The organism is Streptomyces sp. NPDC091272 (genome assembly GCF_044757485.1).
Lineage (GTDB): Bacteria > Actinomycetota > Actinomycetes > Streptomycetales > Streptomycetaceae > Streptomyces.
The window spans coordinates 618,303-637,486 of the sequence record NZ_JBIVVC010000002.1 but is presented as its reverse complement, the minus strand read 5'-3'; the positions used below and the strand labels follow the sequence as shown (position 1 = coordinate 637,486).

18 protein-coding genes are annotated in these 19,184 nt (G+C 71.3%); 11 read left to right on the top strand and 7 right to left on the bottom strand.

Annotation, left to right across the window (positions count from 1 at the left end):
* Positions 1–16 precede the first annotated feature (16 nt).
* Both ACIQM4_RS07660 and ACIQM4_RS07655 read left to right on the top strand, forming a co-directional pair.
* On the top strand, positions 17–541 hold the full coding sequence (locus ACIQM4_RS07660) for a GtrA family protein (RefSeq protein WP_401588207.1): 525 nt from the start codon (positions 17–19) through the stop codon (positions 539–541).
* Positions 529–1,473, top strand: coding sequence for a YihY/virulence factor BrkB family protein (locus tag ACIQM4_RS07655; protein ID WP_401587399.1), 945 nt, complete (start codon positions 529–531; stop codon positions 1,471–1,473). Before ACIQM4_RS07660 ends, ACIQM4_RS07655 begins: the two co-directional genes overlap by 13 nt.
* Here ACIQM4_RS07655 and ACIQM4_RS07650 read toward each other — a convergent pair.
* Positions 1,427–2,665 carry a D-alanyl-D-alanine carboxypeptidase family protein gene (locus tag ACIQM4_RS07650; protein WP_401587396.1) on the bottom strand — a complete coding sequence of 413 codons (1,239 nt, stop codon included), beginning with the start codon at positions 2,663–2,665 and terminating at the stop codon, positions 1,427–1,429. The two genes, ACIQM4_RS07655 and ACIQM4_RS07650, sit on opposite strands and share 47 nt — an antisense overlap.
* A gap of 151 nt (positions 2,666–2,816) precedes the next feature.
* Here ACIQM4_RS07650 and ACIQM4_RS07645 point away from each other — a divergent pair, with 151 nt between their 5' ends.
* From ACIQM4_RS07645 to ACIQM4_RS07635, 3 genes are all read left to right on the top strand, one after another.
* Entirely contained in the window at positions 2,817–3,062 is a 246-nt protein-coding gene (locus ACIQM4_RS07645) for an SCO4848 family membrane protein (RefSeq protein ID WP_401587393.1), read from the top strand.
* 18 nt (positions 3,063–3,080) lie between these two features.
* Positions 3,081–4,403, top strand: coding sequence for a metallophosphoesterase (locus ACIQM4_RS07640; RefSeq protein WP_401588204.1), 1,323 nt, complete (start codon positions 3,081–3,083; stop codon positions 4,401–4,403).
* A 215-nt stretch (positions 4,404–4,618) separates the two neighbouring features.
* Complete coding sequence (locus tag ACIQM4_RS07635; RefSeq protein WP_401587390.1) at positions 4,619–6,184, top strand: ABC transporter substrate-binding protein; 1,566 nt, start codon at positions 4,619–4,621, stop codon at positions 6,182–6,184.
* Between the two features lie 114 nt (positions 6,185–6,298).
* On the opposite strand, the gene ACIQM4_RS07630 is transcribed toward ACIQM4_RS07635, so the two are convergent.
* The 5 genes from ACIQM4_RS07630 to ACIQM4_RS07610 form a co-directional block, all read right to left on the bottom strand.
* Complete coding sequence (locus ACIQM4_RS07630; protein ID WP_401587387.1) at positions 6,299–7,081, bottom strand: succinate dehydrogenase iron-sulfur subunit; 783 nt, start codon at positions 7,079–7,081, stop codon at positions 6,299–6,301.
* Entirely contained in the window at positions 7,081–8,841 is a 1,761-nt protein-coding gene (gene sdhA / locus ACIQM4_RS07625) for a succinate dehydrogenase flavoprotein subunit (protein WP_401587384.1), read from the bottom strand. Before sdhA ends, ACIQM4_RS07630 begins: the two co-directional genes overlap by 1 nt.
* Before the next feature lie 22 nt (positions 8,842–8,863).
* Positions 8,864–9,349, bottom strand: coding sequence for a succinate dehydrogenase hydrophobic membrane anchor subunit (locus ACIQM4_RS07620; RefSeq protein ID WP_401587381.1), 486 nt, complete (start codon positions 9,347–9,349; stop codon positions 8,864–8,866).
* Positions 9,350–9,358: 9 nt separating this feature from the next.
* A complete protein-coding gene (gene sdhC / locus ACIQM4_RS07615; RefSeq protein ID WP_401587378.1) occupies positions 9,359–9,739 on the bottom strand; it encodes a succinate dehydrogenase, cytochrome b556 subunit in 381 nt (126 codons plus the stop codon).
* 187 nt (positions 9,740–9,926) lie between these two features.
* Complete coding sequence (locus tag ACIQM4_RS07610) at positions 9,927–10,517, bottom strand: 2-oxo-4-hydroxy-4-carboxy-5-ureidoimidazoline decarboxylase (protein WP_401588201.1); 591 nt, start codon at positions 10,515–10,517, stop codon at positions 9,927–9,929.
* 222 nt (positions 10,518–10,739) lie between these two features.
* On the opposite strand from ACIQM4_RS07610, the gene ACIQM4_RS07605 reads away from it, so the two are divergent.
* The 6 genes from ACIQM4_RS07605 (at position 10,740) to ACIQM4_RS07580 (ending at position 17,680) form a co-directional block, all read left to right on the top strand.
* Entirely contained in the window at positions 10,740–12,428 is a 1,689-nt protein-coding gene (locus ACIQM4_RS07605; RefSeq protein WP_401587376.1) for a glycoside hydrolase family 20 protein, read from the top strand.
* Between the two features lie 197 nt (positions 12,429–12,625).
* The gene (locus ACIQM4_RS07600) at positions 12,626–13,150 is read left to right on the top strand and encodes a hypothetical protein (RefSeq protein ID WP_401587374.1); all 525 of its coding nucleotides are present in this window, start codon (positions 12,626–12,628) and stop codon (positions 13,148–13,150) included.
* Between the two features lie 110 nt (positions 13,151–13,260).
* Complete coding sequence (locus ACIQM4_RS07595; protein WP_401587371.1) at positions 13,261–13,818, top strand: hypothetical protein; 558 nt, start codon at positions 13,261–13,263, stop codon at positions 13,816–13,818.
* Between the two features lie 301 nt (positions 13,819–14,119).
* Entirely contained in the window at positions 14,120–14,947 is an 828-nt protein-coding gene (locus tag ACIQM4_RS07590; RefSeq protein ID WP_401587369.1) for an RNA polymerase sigma factor, read from the top strand.
* Complete coding sequence (locus ACIQM4_RS07585) at positions 14,947–16,260, top strand: hypothetical protein (protein ID WP_401587366.1); 1,314 nt, start codon at positions 14,947–14,949, stop codon at positions 16,258–16,260. Before ACIQM4_RS07590 ends, ACIQM4_RS07585 begins: the two co-directional genes overlap by 1 nt.
* Before the next feature lie 508 nt (positions 16,261–16,768).
* Positions 16,769–17,680, top strand: a complete 912-nt coding sequence (locus ACIQM4_RS07580; protein WP_401587364.1) for a nitroreductase/quinone reductase family protein — start codon at positions 16,769–16,771, stop codon at positions 17,678–17,680.
* Here ACIQM4_RS07580 and ACIQM4_RS07575 read toward each other — a convergent pair.
* Entirely contained in the window at positions 17,670–19,184 is a 1,515-nt protein-coding gene (locus ACIQM4_RS07575) for an FAD-dependent monooxygenase (protein ID WP_401587361.1), read from the bottom strand. The genes ACIQM4_RS07580 and ACIQM4_RS07575 overlap by 11 nt on opposite strands.

Genomic DNA, 19,184 nt, shown 5'->3' with positions numbered 1-19,184 from the left:
CGCACCCGCCAAGACCCTGAGCGGGTCCGCCGACCCGGCCGGCGCGCCCGCCGGGAGTGCCAGGCCGAACTGGTCGGAGGTCAGCTCGTTCGCCGCCGTCGGCGGCTGCGCCTACCTCGTCGACCTGGCCCTCTTCGTCCAGCTGCGCGGCGCACTCGGCTGGGACCCGCTCACCGCGAAAGCCGTCTCCTTCCTCGCCGGTTGCACGGTCGCCTACGCGGGCAACGCCCTCGGCACCTACCGGAACACCTGTACGCACCCGGAGACCGCCCAGGCCGCACAGCTGACGCGACTGCGCCGTTACGGGGTCTTCTTCGCCGTCAACGCGGCAGGTGCACTGGTGCAGTTGCTCTGCCTGGCGTTCTCGCACCACGGCCTCGGCCTGACCTCCCCGCACGCCGACACCGTCTCCGGCTCCGTCATCGGCATGGCACTCGCTACCTGCCTGCGTTTCTGGGGTACACGCACGCTGGTATTCGGCCCGACAGGGCGAACCCGTACGAATGGGCAGGCAGGTACACAAGGAACATGGACTGGCTGAAGAAACTCCCGGTCGTCGGACCGCTCGTGGTGCGGCTGATGGGCACCCACGCCTGGCGCACCTACGAGACGCTCGACCGGGCGAAGTGGAGCAGGCTCGCCGCGGCGATCACCTTCATCAGCTTCCTGGCGCTCTTCCCGCTGATCACCGTCGCCGCCGCGGTCGGCGCGGCCCTGCTCAGCGACGAGCAGGTCGGCGACATCAAGAACAAGGTCGCCGAGCAGATCCCCGGCATCTCCGACCAGCTCGACATCGACGCGCTCATCGCCAACGCGGGCACCGTCGGCCTCGTCGCGGGTGCGCTGCTCCTGTTCACCGGCATCGGCTGGGTCGGCTCGATGCGCGAATGCCTGCGCACCGTGTGGCAGCTGGACGACGCCGACGAGGAGAACCCGGTCCTGCGCAAGGCCAAGGACGCCCTCGTCCTCGCCGGCCTCGGCCTCGCGGGCCTGGGCTCGCTGGCCGCATCCGCCGTCGGCTCCACGGCGGTCGGCTGGACCGCCCGCGCCCTCGACATCCCCGAGGGCGGCGCCGGCGGCGTCCTGCTGCGGATCGCCGCCCTGCTGGTCGCCGTCGCCGCCGACTTCCTGCTCCTGCTGTACGTGCTGACGCTGCTGCCCGGCGTGCACCCCGAACGGCACCGGCTGATCACCGCCGCGCTGATCGGCGCGGTCGGCTTCGAACTGCTCAAGATGCTGCTCGGCGGCTACATGAGCGGCGTCGCGTCCAAGAGCATGTACGGGGCGTTCGGCGTGCCCGTCGCCCTGCTGCTGTGGATCAACTTCACGGCGAAGCTGCTGCTGTGCTGCGCCGCCTGGACCGCGGCGCCGCACGCGAACGGGGAGGCGGCCCGCAGCGGCGAGGAGGCCGAGGGCCGGCCCGCGGCTACGGGCGGCGGCGCGACAGCACAGCCACCGGCCACTTCCGGTTGACCAGGAACACCGCACCCGCCAGCAGCACGAGCAGGCCGCCCGCCACCGCGAGCGCGATACCGGCCCCGCTGGACCCGTCGTCCGCGGCGGCCTGCCGGGCCGCCGCCGCGGACTTCGAGGCCTTCGCGACCGGCGGCGCGCCCCTGGACGTCCCGCCGTCCGCCGAACGCGGCGCGACCAGCTCCCCGACCGGCTTCACCCGCCCGGCCGCCAGGAAACCCCAGTCCAGCAGCCGGGCGGTCTCCTGGTAGACCGCCTGGCTCTCGTCCGACTGCGGGTTCATCACCGTGACGAGAAGGACCTTGTCGCCGCGCTGCGCGATGCCCGTGAAGGTGGCCCCCGCATGCGTGGTGTTGCCGTTCTTGACGCCCGCGATCCCCGGGTACGGGCTGACCCCGTCCGCCCCCGTCATCAGCCGGTTGGTGGACTGGATCTCGAAGGTGTCGCGCGTGCCGTCCGGCAGCTGCTCGCCGGGGAACCTGGCACGCGCGGTCGCCGCGTACTCCCGGAAGTCCTTCTTCTGCATGCCGGAGCGGGCGATCAGCGTGAGGTCGTACGCGCTGCTGACCTGACCGGGTGAGTCGTAGCCGTCGGGGGAGACGACATGGGTGTCGACGGCCTGGAGCTCACGCGCGTGCGCGTTCATGTCGGCGACGGTCTTGCCCAGGCCGCCGTTCATCGCCGTCAGCACGTGCACGGCGTCGTTGCCCGACTTGAGGAACACCCCGCGCCAGAGGTCGAGGACCTTGTATTCGAGGTCCTCCTTGACCCCCACCAGGCTGCTGCCGTCGCCCAGACCCTCCAGGTCGGCCGGGCGCACCTTGTAGACCTGCTCCTTGGGCAGCCGCGGCAGCACCGTGTCCGCGAACAGCATCTTCAGGGTGGACGCGGGGGCGAGCCGCCAGTGCGCGTTGTGCGAGGCCAGCACCTCGCCGCTCTCCGCGTCCGCGACGATCCACGAACGCCCCGACAGCTCCTTGGGCAGCACGGGCGCTCCCGGCAGCAGATTCACCTGCGTCCCCGACTCGCCCAGCTTCTCGCCGCCCACCGAGGACATCACGGCGGGAGGCTTGGGCTTGTCGTCCGACTTCGGGTCAGGACCGGCGGCGTGGGCCGCCGGTACGACGAGGATCGAGGGCACCAGCAGGGCGGCGGAGGCGACCGCGAGAGCGGTCCTGTTCACGGCAGACACGGACGTGAACGTACAGGGCGAGTCTGTGCTCGCGGCCATAGCGGGGGTGACCCGCCGCAACAGCCGCCGGTACAGCCCAAGGGCCGCCGCCCCGCCGCCTCGCACCGCACCCCGCCGACCCGGCAGGGTGGCCGACGGCGATACTGGCCCCATGAAGCTCAACCGCTCCGTGTCCTGGTTCCTGCTCGCCTTCGGGGTGTGGAGCTGGTTCATCTGGATCACTTTCGTCAAAAACCTGATCAAGGACGGAAGCGGGCTCGCCTTCGACGACGCCGGCGACCCGACCGCCTACTTCTGGGTGCACCTGCTGCTCGCCGTGACGTCCTTTCTCCTGGGGACGGCTGTCGGCGTGATCGGGTTCCGTTCGGTGCGGACGCTGCGCCGCGAGAAGGCGTAGGGGACGACTGTGACCGCGGTGGTGACCGGCCTGGTGGTCCTGTGCGTGATCGCGCTGCTCGCCGGGGTGCACAGGTACGTGTGGGTGCGGCTGGTCCGCGACACCACGACGGCGTCCGTACGGGGACGGCGCCTGCGGCGGGCGGGAGCGGTGGCCGTCGTGGTCCTGCCGCTGCTGTCGGTCGGCGCGGCGACCTCGGGCCGGATCGGCGCCCCCTTCTGGCTGCAACAGGTCCTCGCCTGGCCGGGTTTCCTCTGGCTGGCGCTGCTGCTGTACGTGACGCTGGCGCTGCTGGTGGGGGAGGCGGTACGCCCGCTGCTCATGCGGTGGAGCCGAAGCCGAACCGGAACGCGAGACGCGACGGGACCGGACGGCGGCGCGCAGGGCGTGGCGGGACCGGACGGCGGCGCGCAGGGCGTGGCCGGACCGGACCGCGGCGCCGAGGGCGGGTCCCGCGCCGGGGCCGTGCCCGCCACCGAGCTCCAGGCGGCCCCGCCCGAGCAGGGCAGTCCTTCGGGGAGCCCGTCCCGGCGGCTGTTCATCTCCCGTACCGTCGGCGCCGCCGCGGCCGTGGCCGGTACCGCGACCGTGGGGTACGGCGCGTACGGCGTGCTCGGCGGGCCGCGCGTCAAGCGGGTCACCGTGCCGCTGGCCGGGCTTCCCCGCGCGGCCCAGGGCTTCCGTATCGCCGTGGTCAGCGACATCCACCTCGGGCCGATCCTCGGCCGCGCCCACACCGAGCGCATCGTCGACGCCATCAACTCCACCCAGCCCGACCTGGTGGCGGTCGTCGGTGACCTCGTCGACGGCAGCGTCGAAGACCTCGGCAGGGCCGCCGAGCCACTGGCAGGCCTCCGCTCCCGGCACGGCAGCTTCTTCGTGACCGGCAACCACGAGTACTACGCGGGCGCCGCCCCCTGGCTCGCCCATGTCCGTGAACTGGGCCTGCACCCGCTGGAGAACGCCCGCGTCGAGATGGCAGGCTTCGACCTCGCGGGGGTCAACGACGTCGGCGGCGAGGCGTTCGGCCAGGGGCCCGACTTCGCGAAGGCGCTGGGCGACCGCGACCGCAGTCGTGCCTCGGTGCTCCTGGCCCACCAGCCCGTGCAGATCGACGAAGCGGTCCGGCACGGCGTCGGTCTCCAGCTCTCCGGGCACACCCACGGCGGCCAGCTCTGGCCGGGCAACCTCGTCGCCGAACTCGCCAACCCCACCGTCGCGGGGCTGGAACGCTACGGCGACACCCAGCTCTACGTCTCGCGCGGCGCTGGCGCCTGGGGCCCTCCGGTCCGCGTGGGAGCCCCCTCCGACATCACCGTCGTCCAACTCGCCGTGCGCTGAACGCAGTTCCTCGCCACGGCCCCTGGCGCCGCCCGCGAGGGCCCGGATCCGAGGTGTGTCCGGGGTGCACGCCACCCGGGCCGCATGTGCCCGTTGCGAAAGAATTGCCCCTTCCGTGGCCCTAATTCGTGTGATTAGGTGAACGAATCGTGGGGTGGGCGTGTGGATCTTCCGGCTGCCCCCTGGGTGGGGTAGTGCGAGGAGAGCAAGTCAATATGCGGTCGACGGGATCCATCCGCCTGCGTGTCGTCGTCACGGCGGCAGTAGTGGCAGCCGCCGCAGTCGGAGGGTGGCAACTCCTCCCCTCGGACGGCGACAACGTTGCCGCGATCAACGTCGGAACCACGGACAAGGCGTCCTCGCTGGACCCGGCCTGGGCGTACGACGTCGGTTCCTGGGCGCTGTACAGCAATGTGTTCCAGTCCCTGCTGACGCTCAAGACCGGTGCGGCCAAGCCCACCCCGGACGCGGCCAAGGAGTGCCACTTCGTCGGGCAGAAGCTCACGACCTACCAGTGCGAGCTCAGGAACGACCTGGTCTTCTCCAACGGGAAGAAGATCACCGCACAGGACGTCAAGTTCAGCTTCGACCGCATCCTGCGCAACAAGCCGGACGAGGGGCCGCGTTCCCTCTTCACCTCGCTGAAGTCGGTCCGGGCCGACGGGAACCAGGTCACCTTCAACCTCCACACCGGTGACGCCACCTTCCCGTTCAAGGTGGCGTCGGGCGCCGGCGCGATCGTCGACAGCGCGAAGTACCCGGCGCAGGGCGAGCGCGAGGACGAGGTGGTCGACGGCTCCGGCCCGTACGTCATCACCTCCTACGAGAAGGGCAAGCTCGCCCGCCTGGCCCCGAACCCCTCCTACAAGGGCGCGGTGCCGAAGACCGGCAAGCCCGTCGACGTGCACTACTACGAGGCCTCCGAGGACCTGGAGAAGGCGTGGGAGGGCAAGGAGCTCGACGTCGCGCACCGCCAGCTGCCGCCGGAGATGCTCTCCAAGCTGAAGCCCGGCGACGAGAACGTACGGGTCAGCGAGGTCGACGCGACCGAGATCCGCAACATGGTCTTCAACGTCCGCAAGAACTCCCCCTTCGCCGACGCCGCCGTGCGCCGCGCAGCCTCGTACCTCGTGGACCGCCCGAAGCTGGCGCACGACGTGTACTTCAACACCGTCGAGCCGCTCTACGACGCCATCCCCAAGGGCATCGTCGGCCACGGCACCCCCTTCTTCGACCTCACCTCCAGGCCCAGCGTCGAGAAGGCGAAGGCGGAGCTGGAGAACGCCGGCGTGCAGGTTCCGGTGACGTTCACCCTGGGCTACGCGGCCGGCGGCGCCACCAAGCCGGAGGCCGAGGAGCTGAAGAAGCAGCTGGACGGCTCGGGCCTGTTCGCGGTGAAGCTCGTCGAGAAGAAGGAGTGGGAGGACTTCCAGACGGGTTACAAGGCCGGGCAGTTCGACGCGTACAACATCGGCTGGGTCGCCGACTTCCCCGACCCCGACAACTACAGCCAGCCGCTCGTCGGCCGGGACAACAGCAACGCGAACACCTACGTCAACCCGGAGATCGAGAAGCTGATCGTCCGCACCCAGAGCACTTCCGCGCGGGAGAACACGGTCGACGACTTCAAGGCGCTGCAGAAGATCGTCGCGAAGGACGTCCCGCTGGTACCGCTCTGGCAGACCAAGGACTACGTGCTGAGCAACGGCGAGGTCGGCGGCGTGGAGTACCTCTCGGACGGCACGGGCATCTGGCGGCTGTGGGAGCTGGGCAGGCTGTAGAGCGGCACGGCACGGCACGACACGCGACACGGCAGGCACACGGGACACGGGAAGGGCCCCGCCCCCGGGAGACCGGGGGTGGGGCCCTTCCTTCGCTGCGGCGACCGCGCGGGATCAGAAGCGGCGCGTGATCAGCGCACGCTTCACTTCCTGGATCGCCTTGGTGACCTCGATGCCACGCGGGCAGGCGTCCGTGCAGTTGAACGTGGTGCGGCAGCGCCACACACCGTCCTTGTCGTTGAGGATTTCGAGCCGCTGCTCGCCACCCTCGTCACGGCTGTCGAAGATGAAGCGGTGCGCGTTGACGATCGCCGCCGGGCCGAAGTACTGGCCGTCGTTCCAGAACACCGGGCACGAGGACGTGCACGCGGCGCACAGGATGCACTTGGTGGTGTCGTCGAAGCGCTCGCGGTCCTCGGCGGTCTGCAGGCGCTCGCGGGTCGGCTCGTTGCCCTTGGTGATCAGGAAGGGCATCACGTCGCGGTAGGCCTGGAAGAACGGGTCCATGTCCACGATCAGGTCCTTGAGGACCGTCAGGCCCTTGATGGCCTCGACCGTGATCGGCTTCTGCGGGTTGATGTCCTTGATCAGCGTCTTGCAGGCGAGCCTGTTCTTGCCGTTGATCCGCATGGCGTCCGAACCGCAGATGCCGTGCGCGCAGGAACGGCGGAACGTCAGCGTGCCGTCCTGGTCCCACTTGATCTTGTGAAGGGCGTCGAGGACACGCTCCTTCGGGTCGATCTCCAGCTCGAAGTCCTGCCACACGGCCTCTTCCGAGACCTCGGGGTTGAAGCGGCGGATCCGGAAGGTGACCGTGATGTACGGAGTGTCGGCGAAGCCGGGCTCGGGCGCGCCCTTGCCGTCCTTCTCGACCTTGTCCATGATCGGGGTAGCCATCAGTACTTACGCTCCATCGGCTGGTAGCGGGTCTGGACGACCGGCTTGTAGTCGAGCCGGATCGACTCGGTGCCGTCGGCCGCGACCTCGCGGTACGCCATGGTGTGGCGCATGAAGTTGACGTCGTCGCGGGTCGGGAAGTCCTCGCGGTAGTGACCGCCGCGGGACTCCTTGCGCGCCAGCGCGGACACGGCCATGACCTCGGCCAGGTCGAGCAGGTTGCCCAGCTCGACGGCCTCCAGCAGGTCCGTGTTGAAGCGCTTGCCCTTGTCCTGGATGGACACGTTCTTGTAGCGGGCGCGCAGCTCGCCGATCTTCTCGACGGCCGTCTTGATCGTCTGCTCGGTGCGGAACACCATCACGTTGGCGTCCATGCACTCCTGGAGCTCCAGGCGCAGCGCGGCGACGCGCTCCGTACCGGTGGAGTTCCGCAGCCGCTCGACCTGCTCGACCACCAGGGAGGCCGGGTCCTCGGGCAGCTCGACGAACTCGTTCGCGTGGCTGTACTCGGCGGCGGCGATGCCGGCCCGCTTGCCGAAGACGTTGATGTCGAGCAGCGAGTTGGTGCCGAGGCGGTTGGCGCCGTGCACCGAGACGCAGGCGACCTCGCCGGCGGCGTACAGGCCGGGGACGACGGTGGTGTTGTCGCTGAGGACCTCACCCTTGACGTTCGTCGGGATGCCGCCCATGGCGTAGTGCGCGGTCGGCTGGATCGGGATCGGGTCCGTGTACGGCTCGATGCCGAGGTACGTACGGGCGAACTCGGTGATGTCCGGCAGCTTGGCGTCGAGCTGCTCCGGCGGCAGGTGCGTGAGGTCGAGGTAGACGTGGTCGCCCTCGGGACCGCAGCCGCGGCCCTCCCGGATCTCCGTGTAGATGGAGCGGGAGACGACGTCACGGGACGCGAGGTCCTTCATGACCGGCGCGTACTTCTCCATGAAGCGCTCGCCGTCCTTGTTGCGGAGGATGCCGCCCTCACCGCGGGCGCCCTCCGTCAGCAGGATGCCCATGCGCCAGATGCCGGTCGGGTGGAACTGGAAGAACTCCATGTCCTCCAACGGCAGCCCGCGCCGGTACGCGGCGGCCTGGCCGTCTCCGGTCAGGGTGTGCGCGTTGGAGGTCACCTTGAAGAACTTGCCGGTGCCGCCAGAGGCGAAGATGATCGACTTCGCCTGGAAGACGTGGATCTCGCCGGTGGCCAGTTCGTAGGCGACGACGCCGGCCGACTTCTTCACCCCGGTCTCGGGGTCGTCCTGCATCAGCAGGTCCAGGACGTAGAACTCGTTGAAGAACTCCACGCCCTCCTTGACGCAGTTCTGGTAGAGCGTCTGGAGGATCATGTGGCCGGTGCGGTCCGAGGCGTAGCAGGACCGGCGGACCGGGGCCTCGCCGTGGTTGCGCGAGTGGCCGCCGAAGCGGCGCTGGTCGATGGTGCCGTCCGGGGTGCGGTTGAACGGCAGGCCCATCTTCTCCAGGTCGAGGACCGAGTCGATGGCCTCCTTCGCCAGGATCTCGGCGGCGTCCTGGTCGACCAGGTAGTCGCCGCCCTTGATCGTGTCGAAGGTGTGCCACTCCCAGTTGTCCTCCTCCACGTTCGCCAGCGCGGCGGCCATGCCGCCCTGCGCGGCGCCCGTGTGGGACCTGGTGGGGTAGAGCTTCGTCAGCACGGCGGTGCGGCTGCGCTTGGTCGACTCGATGGCCGCGCGCATGCCCGCGCCACCGGCGCCGACGATGACGGTGTCGTACTTGTGAATCTTCATCTTGGTTGCCTCAGCCCCGGGCCTAGCGGATGTTCGGGTCGAAGGTGAAGATCACCAGCGTGCCCAGAAGGACGGTGAACACCGTGGCGGTGTACAGCAGGTTCTTCAGCCAGAAGCGCGTCTTCGGCTTCTCCGCGTAGTCGTTGATGACGGTACGCAGGCCGTTGGCGCCGTGCAGCATCGCCAGCCACAGCATGGCGAGGTCCCAGACCTGCCAGAACGGCGAGGCCCAGCGGCCCGCCACGAAGGCGAAACCGATCTTGCTGACGCCGCCGTCCAGCACCAGCTGGATCAGGAGGTGGCCGAGGACGAGCACGACGAGCACCACGCCGGACAGGCGCATGAACAGCCAGCCGTACAGCTCGAAGTTGGTGCGGGTGGTGCGGGGCGTCTTCGAGGTGCGCGTGCGCGGGGGCTCGATGACGGGAGCCGGGTTGTCCACGTCGTACAGGCGCACAGGCTCTACGCCCTCGACGGGGCCGACTGCGGAAGAGGTCTCAGCGGACATGTTCTTGACTCAGCTCCCGAAGACTTCGCGTACGGCGTGACCGAGCACGGGGTACAGGGCGCCGACCATCAGCACGATCCAGATGCCCAGCACGGTCCAGAGCATCTGCTTCTGGTAGCGGGCGCCCTTGGACCAGAAGTCCACGGCGATGACCCGAAGGCCGTTCAGCGCGTGGAACAGGATGGCGGCGACAAGCCCGTACTCGAGGCAGGCCACGAGCGGGGTCTTGTAGGTGGCCACGACATCGTCGTACGCCTCGGGAGAGACGCGGACGAGAGCGGTGTCGAGGACGTGTACGAACAGGAAGAAGAAGATGAGGACGCCGGTGACTCGATGAGCCACCCATGACCACATGCCTTCCCGGCCGCGATACAGCGTTCCAGCCGGCACGGAAATACCCTCCGGGAGCGGGGATTGGGGTCGGCCGGCTTGGTTATGTCGGTCTGACCCGGCCGGGTACGGTCCACCGGCCCCGGTCATCGTAGCGACGAGTTGTCGGTTCCCTCGCCCGGGGGCCTCCGGTGTGATCAAACAGGCAATCGAACGGCCCAGTGGGACGGCCCGCGGGCACCGCCGGTCATACCGCCACGGAAGGGCTCGCGGGACGGGGCGCGGGCCGCGTCCAGGAGTCCCGCACCAGCCGGGCGAGCCGCCCGCGGGCCAGTCGGCGCAGTTCGTCCGCGGCCACGGCGCGCTCCTCGTCGGGCTCGTTGCCCAGCCGGAAGCGGATCCCGGCGAGCACCTGGTCGAGGTGCTCCTCCGGGGCGTACGCGTCCAGGCAGATCACGAACGGATGTCCGAAGCGACCCTCGTACGTGTCGTGGGCGGCGAGCAGCGCGGTCTGCGCGGCGGGCGGCACGCCCGCCCCGGGGCCCGACGGCTCCTCGTGGGCCAGCGCGTCCGCGACCTCGCTGCCGGAGAGGTCGTACGAGGCCTCGTCGGCCGCCGCGAGCAGGGCGTCCGGATCGGGGTAGGGGCGGTGTGCGGCCAGCCGCGCGGCCCAGCGCCGGTTGGCGCAGCAGCCGATCAGCACGGTCTCGGCGGTGTGTGCGGGGGCCTCGTTGAACCGGTCGAGGGAGGACGGGTGATACGGAGCCGGGGAAGACGGGGGAGCCGGGAGAGGCGGGCCGCCACGGCCGCTCGTTGTCAGGGAGGCGGAGGGGTGCAGCGTGGCTCCTACGTCGAGGCCGACGGGCGGCGGTGTGCTGGTGGGACGGTGGCGGGGTCGTAAACGCTAGCGACGGCCGGAAGGAACTGTCCGACGAATGCACGAATTTCATCCGAACGGGAGGGTTTACGTGCGCGGGATCGACGCCTTCGCCGCCAGAAACTCGTACTTTTGGGTGAGAACAGCGCATTTTGCACCAAACGCGAAAGTTGGGAACGACGGATGAACAATCCCCGAAGGTCGCACCGGGCCGGACACCGGACCGCGGGCGGCGGAGGCCGGGTGCCGCGCGGGGCGCTGGTGGCCGGGGCCGTCGTGGCCGTCGCCGCGGTCGGTGCGGTCACGGTGGTCGCCTGGCCCGACCAGGGCGGCTCCCCACCGTCCTCGTCCGCCTCGCAGCCCGCCAGGACCGGCAGCGGCGATGCCAAGAGCGCGGACAGCGCGCCGCCGTCCCCCGCCGCCTCGCCGACCCGCGCCGTCTCGGGGGCGCCCCGCACCATCCCCTTCGTACGGGAGGTGCGGCCGGCCAAGGGGACCGGCTGGCGGCCCGCGGCGGGCACCCGCGTCGTCGTGGCGGCGGGCAGCGAGCAGGCACTCGCCGACGAGGGACGGCTGCTCGCGGACGAGCTGGGCAAGGGGTACGCGCAGGGCGAGCCGGCCAGGCCCGGCGACGTCGAGCTGGCGATGGGCGCGCCCGGCTCGACCGGCGGCCCCGAGTCGTACACCGTGACCACCACGGGCGGGCGGGTCAGGATCACCGGCGGCGACCAGTCGGGCGTCTTTTACGGCACCCGTACCGTCAAGCAGGCGGCCCGCTCAGGCGGCGGCCTCGCCGACGGGGTGCTGCGGGACGCCCCGGCCAAGCCCAGGCGCGGGTTCGGCCTCGACACCGCCCGCAAGCACTTCGACGCGTCCTTCATCGAGGACCGGATCCGCGAGATGGGCGACCTCAAGCTCAACGAGCTGGGTCTGCACTTCTCGGACGACCAGGGCTTCCGGATCGCCTCCACCTCGCACCCGGAGGTCGTCTCCGAGGACCACCTCGGCCAGGACGAGGTGCGCCGCATCGTCGCGCTCGCCGCCTCCCGGCACATCAAGGTGATCCCCGAGATCGACATGCCGGGCCACCTGGGTGCGGTGATCGCCGCGCACCCCGGCCTCCAGCTGCGCAGCGCGGCGGGCAAGGCGTCGCGGGGTGCGGTCGACATCTCGGACCCGGCGGCGGCGAAGATCGTCGACGAGCTGCTCACCGAGTACGCGAAGCTCTTCCCCGGTGCGTACTGGCACCTGGGCGGCGACGAGTACCGCGCGCTCACCGTCTCCGACCCGGAGGCCACATACCCGCAGCTGGCCCGCGAGGCACAGCGCAGGTACGGCGCGAAGGCCCGCGTCCAGGACCTCGCGACGGGCTGGCTGAACGACCGGGCGAAGACGGTCGCGGCCCACGGCAAGACGGACGTCCGCGCCTGGAACGACGGCTACTTCGCGGGCGGCGTCGTGGACGCGCCCAAGTCCCGCGAGGTGGCGTACTGGACGGGCAAGGAGATCGGCGCCCGCGGCCCCCAGGAGTACCTGGCGGAGGGCCGCAAGGTACTCAACGTCAACGACGAGTACCTCTACTACGTCCTGGGTGAGCCCAACACCTTCCAGTACCCGACCGGCCGCCGCATCTACGACGAGTGGACCCCGAGGGTCCTGCGCGGCAGCGAGTCGGTGCCCGCCCGCTACGACGCGCAGATCACCGGCGGGCAGTTCGCGGTGTGGTGCGACTACCACAACGCGCAGACGCAGGACCAGATCGCGAAGGGCGTACGGCTGCCGTTGCGCGCGACGGCCCAGAAGCTCTGGGACCCACGCAAGCCGTCCCTCGGCTGGGAGCAGTTCAAGACGCTGGCGGGAGAGCTGGACTAGGCCCCCCGCCAGGACCGGATCGGGGCGGCGGGCGGCACGTGTGACGACGGCCGCAGTCGCATCGGATGGCCATGACCCCCCGTCATGTGGGCACAATGTGCCAGGGCTGTGGCGGATACGTGTGCAACCTGCCGTTCCGGCCCGGTCCGGGTGAGTCTTGAGCCACTTGAGGTCAACGCGTGGGGGGAGTGGGAAACATGGGTTTCTGGGGTTACTTCGTCGTGGGGAAGAACGCCGGGCCGCTCTCGGAGCTGGAGGCATTGGCCGAGGTCAGGGACGATCTGGCGCTGTACGACGAGCGCGTCGGCGGCTGGCAGGTCTGGGAGCGCCCGAGCGAGCCGGAGGTCGGCGACATGGGGGCGCTGGCGCGCGGGGTGTGCCGGGACACCGGGGCACCGGCGCTGTTCGCGTTCGTGATGGGCAGCGACTGCGTGGTCCTGGAAGCGGCGGCGCCCGAGGGCGGGTCGTGGTTCGCGTGCCTGGGCCGTGAGGCGATGGCCGGATACCTCCAGGCGGACGGACTGCTCCTGGAGGACCTGTTCCTGTCCGCCGAGGACGCGGCGGAGAAGGCGGTGTCCTGGGCGGCGGAGGCCGGCCGGACCGTGGAACTGGAACCGCTCGTCGCGGTGCTGAAGGCGGAGGCGGATCCGCTGGCCGAGGAGCTGTTCGCGTACTTCCTGGACGTGCTGGGCCTGGAACGGCAGCAGGCGCGACAGCCGTAACCAGGGCCGTGGCGCACCGCAGTGACGTTCCGCCGGGGAACCTCCCGGCGGGCGGTGACGTTGCCAAGGTGACGTGTCGGGTTGTGCCGTCGTGGTGTGGAGGAGGACGCGTGAGCCTGTCACTGGTGGAACCGGCCGGACCGGACGGACGGCTCGGCCGGGCCGACGAGCGCGCCCTCGCGGTGAGCGCACTCGCCTGCCTGGACCGCTGCCTGCCCCTCCTGGAGTACGTCGAAGGGGTCACGGTCGGCGCCGCCGCCGCGGATGCCGCGCTGCGCCCGCTCTGGGAGGCGGCCGAGGGCGGCGAGGAATGGCTCGGCCGGCTGCGGCTGGCCGCCGCCGCGGTCGTCCGGGCGGCGGACCACGCGGACCGGGGCTCCGGACTCGCGGAGGTGCTGCGGCGGGCGGCCGCGGTACCGCGCAGGTACGAGGCGGAGGAACTGCGGGCCTGGGCCGCGGAGTGCTCGGCGGCGGCCCTCGCCGTGCACCGGCAGTTGGACGGGGACCGCGACGGCGGCCCGCTCGCCACGGGCGAACTGCGCCGCCAGGAGCGCCTGCTCGACCTCCTCGCCGGCGACGGCGACGGCCTGCGGGCGGCGTTCGTACAGTCCACGGAGGGCAAACGAGTCCTCCGCGCGGCGGCGGCGCGCCGGGCGAGGCGGGCGTAGGCGGGCCGGAAGGACGGCCGGGGCCGCCACCCCCCACAGGAGTGACCCCGGCCGTCAATCCGCACGGGCTGTGCGACGAGCCCGTACTCCTCTCAGCGCCATGAGTGCGTTTTCTGTCACACCCCGGTCTGTCAGCAGGTCGTTGCAGGTTGTACTGGTCATGGACTAATCGCCCGTTGACGTCGTAGCGTGCACATTCGCGCTGGGGTGGGGCGTGCGGTGCGCGCCCGGGGCGAGCCGGCACATCAGGGACCAGCATCGACTGGGGACAGCCAGCATCGACTGGGGACAGGTTGAGATAGTGCTGGGGGACGACGCGGAGCTGACCGCCGCGGTGCTCGCGGCGCAGGACGGGAACGAGCAGGCGTTCCGGACTGTGTACCGCGCCGTGCATCCACGGCTGTTGGGCTACATACGCACGCTTGTCGGCGAGCTCGACGCGGAGGACGTCGCCTCCGAGGCGTGGTTGCAGATAGCGCGTGACCTCGACCGGTTCAGCGGGGACGCGGACCGGTTCCGGGGGTGGGCGGCGCGGATAGGCCGCAACCGCGCGCTCGACCACATCCGGATGCGGGGCAGGCGCCCCGCCGTGGGCGGCGACGACGCCGAACTCACCGAGGAGGCCGCCGAGTCGGACACCGCGGGCGAGGCGATGGAGTCGCTGGCGACCCACCGGACCATGGCCCTCATCGCACAGCTCCCGCAGGACCAGGCGGAGGCGGTGGTGCTGCGCGTGGTGGTCGGACTCGACGCCAAGAGCGCGGCCAGGACGCTGGGCAAACGGCCCGGCGCGGTACGGACCGCCGCCCACCGTGGTCTGAAGCGGCTGGCGGAACTGCTGGAGAACCGGGGCGCGGGGGAGCACGCGGAGTACGGGGAACAGCGGGCGCACGGGGAACGTGGGGAGCGCGGGGAACGCGGGGAGTCCGGCGGGCACGGTGGCCGCCCGGAGTACGCGGACCATGCGGACTTCGCGGTGCGCGCCGAGTGGGCCGCGGGCGGCGAACTGGACGCCGTACCCCCGCAGCGGGACCGGCGGACGGCCGGGGCGGCAGGACCGGTGCGCGGGAGGCTGCGCGCATCGCACGGTGTGACGCAATCGCGCGCGCGGACGCAGAGGGAAACGTGATGGCCGACGAGCGCTACGAGTGGCTTGACGAGGAAGCGGCGGAACGGCTGCTGCGCGGGGAGGCCCACGGCGAAGCTGTCCCGGGTGGCCCCGGGGCCGCGTCGGAGCCCCGGCGGGCGCCGGAATCTGCGGCAGGGACCATTTCGGGAGCCGTCTCCGGGACCGGCCGTGCGGACGCCTTTGAGGCCGAGCGGCTCGCTGCCGCGCTGGACGGGTTGCGTACGGAGGCGGCGTCGGCCGGCCTCCGGGTGGGCGTGGGGCCCGACCTTCGAGCGGGCGCGGGGACAGGTGAACTCCCTGGAGAAGCAGCCGCGTTGTCGGCGTTCCGGCAGTCCAGGTCCGCCCGCCCGGCGCGTCGGCACTCCCGCTGGGGCAGGCCGCTGCGTCTCGGCCTGGTGAGCGTGCTCGCGGCGGGCACGCTCGGCGGGGTGGCCGTGGCCGCCGGCACGGGGGTGATCCCCTCGCCGTTCCCGTTCGGCCACTCGGGCCCGGAGCCGGCCTCCTCGGTGTCGTCGGCGGCGGGCCCGGAAGGGGAGGCCGGCCAGGACGCGGAGGCGGACGCGGATCCGGAACGCCGCGGACACCCCGAGACCCCGGCGGACGGCGGCGCGTCCGGCCCCGGCTCCGGCGACAGCGCCCCGCACACGGACATGAGCGGCGGGGACACGGGCGAGGACAAGAACAGCGGCAGGGGCCGGAGCGACGACGCGGGCGGCGGCGCCGGGTCACCGGACCAGGAGCAGGAGACGCCCGGCTCCGACTCCGGCTCCGCGGACGCACCGGGATCGGCATCCTCCGGCAAGGACACGGCCGAGGGCGCCGGTGAGCAGGGCAAGCCGTCCGGCGACTGGCGGCGCCGTACGACGAACGCCTGCCGCGACTACCGGGCCAACCGGCTCCCCGCGCACCTCAAGAAGTACCTGGAGTCCCAGGCAAAGGGCTCCGACGGCATCAACCGCTACTGCGACCGCCTGCTGGGAGGTGTCGCCGCGCCCGAGCCGGGCCGGGGGCACGGCGACGATGCCGCCGGCGGTAAGGGCTCCACGGGCGGAACCGGAAGCGGAACCGGGTCCGGAGGTGGAAGCGGAAGCGGAAGCGGAAGCTCGTCCGGCGGCAAGGGCCAGAGCGACGGAAACGACGGAAGCGACGGAAACGACGGCAGGGCCGGCGGTACGGGCAACGGCGGCGAAGGCCGCGGCGTCAATGTCGGGAAGGGCCGGACAGGCGAGGCCGGCGGCGCCCGGCAGAGCACCGCCCGGACCCTCCGTCCCGCGCTCGACGGCCGGGCGCTCACGCGCGCGACCAGGGTGTGACGTTTTTCGGGGCGGCGGCGCTGAAGAGAGTGAGCCGACTGGTCATCGGCCGCGCACGAGCCGGGGTTCCCCCCGTACCTACGGCTCTGCGCACCTGGCGCGGGCGGGATTCGTTCCCCCGATCCCGTCCGCGCCTCTTCTTCTTCTGTCGTGGACGGTTCCGCCGTTGACAGTCGCCGCCCGCGCGGTCTCTAATGACCGACGTGCAGCGCGGTGCCGGCCACGGAGCAGTGGGCAGGCCGGCAATCCGAGCCAGCACCTTTTTGCAAGGGGCCAACGCGATGAGCAAGTACTCCGCACCCCGCACCTGACGCCGTGCCGGTCAGGCGACTTCCCCGCATCTGACGTCGTACCAGTCAGGTGACTTCTCTCGTACCTGACGCCGTCCCGCGTCCCGCGACTTCCCTCGCACCACCCTTCCTTCTCCTCCGCGCCGCACGAGCGCGCCCTGTGGCGCCTCGCCTGCCACGGAGGCACCCACACCTGCCCCAGGAGATGACGGCACCGCATGTTCAACCAAAGGATCATCGACGAGTTCCGCGCCCACGAGGGAAAGGTGGGCGGCCCCTTCGAGGGTGGTGACCTGCTGCTCCTCACCACCACCGGAGCGCGGTCCGGCAGCCGGCACACCGTTCCGCTCGGGTACGCCCGCACCGAGGACGGTGTGCTCCTGGTCTGCGGCTCGAACATGGGCGCGCCGGAGCACCCCGACTGGTACCACAACGTCCTCGCCCACCCCTCCGTCGAGGTGGAGATCGACACGTCGTCGTTCGGCGCGGTCGCCGTACCGGCGGAAGGTGCCCGCCGTGACCGCCTCTTCGAGCGAATCATCAGCGCCGCCCCCGGCTACGCCGACTATCAGCGGCAGACCCCCCGCACCCTCCCGGTCGTCGTCCTCGAACGCGCCGAGTACGGGTCTGCGGAGGGCAGCGCCCCACTTCCCGTCCGCACGGTCGGCGACAAGCTCCTGGAGATCCATACCTGGCTGCGCGGCCAGTTGGCCCGGGTGCTCGACGACGCCGAGGCCCACTTCGCGGCGGCCTCGTCGGTGCCGGGCGCCCCGACCCTCCCGGGCCTCGGCCTGCAGATCCGCCAGCACTGCCTGGCCTTCTGCGAGACCCTCGACTTCCACCACAGGAGCGAGGACGCGGCGGTCTTCCCGCAGATCGAGCACCACCAACCGCAGTTGGCCGACGCACTCGCGCGACTGCGCGAGGAGCACCGGAAGGTGGCCGCACTCAAGACCCGGCTCAGCGCCCACATCGGCGACTTCCGATACGCCGACCCGGGCGTCTTCCTCGCCGAACTCCGCCGGATGTCCGACGAGCTGACCGCCCACATGGACTACGAGGAGGCGGTGATCCTCCCGATCCTGTCCGGTGTCCCGCTGCCCGACGGCCCGCCTCCGGCTAACTCCTGACCGCGACGTCGGCGGCGAACCTGCCCAGCAGCACGTCGAGTTCGCCGTCGGCCTCCTCGCCGGCCCACGCCAGACAGCCGTCCGGACGTACGAGGAACAGCCCGTCGCCGTACGCCGCCAGGGCGGGCACGTGCAGGGTGCGCAGCCAGTCGCTCTCGTACGCGGCGCAGGCCGCGCAGGCCGCGCACGTCTCCTGTGCCGAGCGTGCCTCGTGCGCACCGGTCCCCGCGTGCCCCACCGCCAGCAGCGTGAAGTGCGGCCCCCGGAACGCGTCGAAGAGCCGGCCACCGCCGGGCAGTACCGCGTCGGGTGCCCGGTCGCCCGCGACCAGTACCCCGGCGGCGCCGACGGCAAGCGGTCCCGCCCGATACCCGATACCCAACTGCTGTGTCTCCGGCCCCCGTTGCTGCTTGCCGTGGTGCACGCGTGTGCTGAGTTCCAGCATCTCGGCGGCGACCGGCCTGCGTTCCGCCTCGTAGGTGTCGAGGAGCGCGGGAGCGGCGCCGTACCGCAGCACCTGTCCGAGCTTCCAGCCCAGGTTGTAGGCGTCCTGAACGGAGGTGTTGAGCCCCTGGCCGCCCGCCGGGGAGTGAAGGTGTGCGGCGTCCCCGGCGAGGAACACGCGGCCGGAGCGGAAGTGCTCGGCGAGTGCGGTACGCGGCCGGAAGTCCGAGGCCCACAGCACCTCGGTGACGTCCTCGGCCTTCAAGTGGCTGCGGCTCGCGACGAGTTCGCGCACCCCGGCGGCCGATGTGTCCGGGGCCGAGCGCTCGTCGGCGTACCGTGCCAGCAGCTGGAAGTCGTCGGTCCCGGGCAGCGGGCAGAGGGTGAGCAGGCCGTCGGGGGCCTCCGTGAACAGGTGCCAGTTGTCACGGTCGAGGGCCTCGGGCCGCACGCGTACGTCGGCGACGAGCATGGGCGCGGGATCGACGCGCTCGCCGTCCATCCGGATGCCGAGCGCGGCCCGCACGGTGCTGCGTCCGCCGTCAGCCCCGACGACGTACGCGGCGCGGACCGAGCTGCCGTCCCCGAACCGCACGCTCACCCCGTCGGCGTCCTGGGTCAACCCCGCTACCTCGCACCGGAGTTGTACGTCCCCGCCCAGCTCCTCCAGCCGCTCACGCAGGATCTCCTGCGTCCTCCACTGCGGTAGCAGCCACGGACGTCCGCTGTACAACTGCTCCTCGGTGGGGGCCGCCGACCGGAACATGTCGTACGCGCCGATCCGCTCCCCGTCTCCCCGCCATGCCATTCCCACGGGGGCGGGCCCCCCGCTCACGAGCACCGCGCCGACGACCCCGAGGTCGTCGAAGACCTCCATGGTCCGGGGCTGGATGCCCTTGCCGCGCGAACCGGGGAAGAGGTGACCGGCCCGCTCGGCGACAAGGGCGGACACGCCCCGCCGGGTGAGATCGCAGGCCAGGGCGAGACCGGTGGGCCCGGCCCCGACGACCAGCACCTCGACGTCGACCCCGACAGCTCCCTTAACATCGTTAAGTTCCAT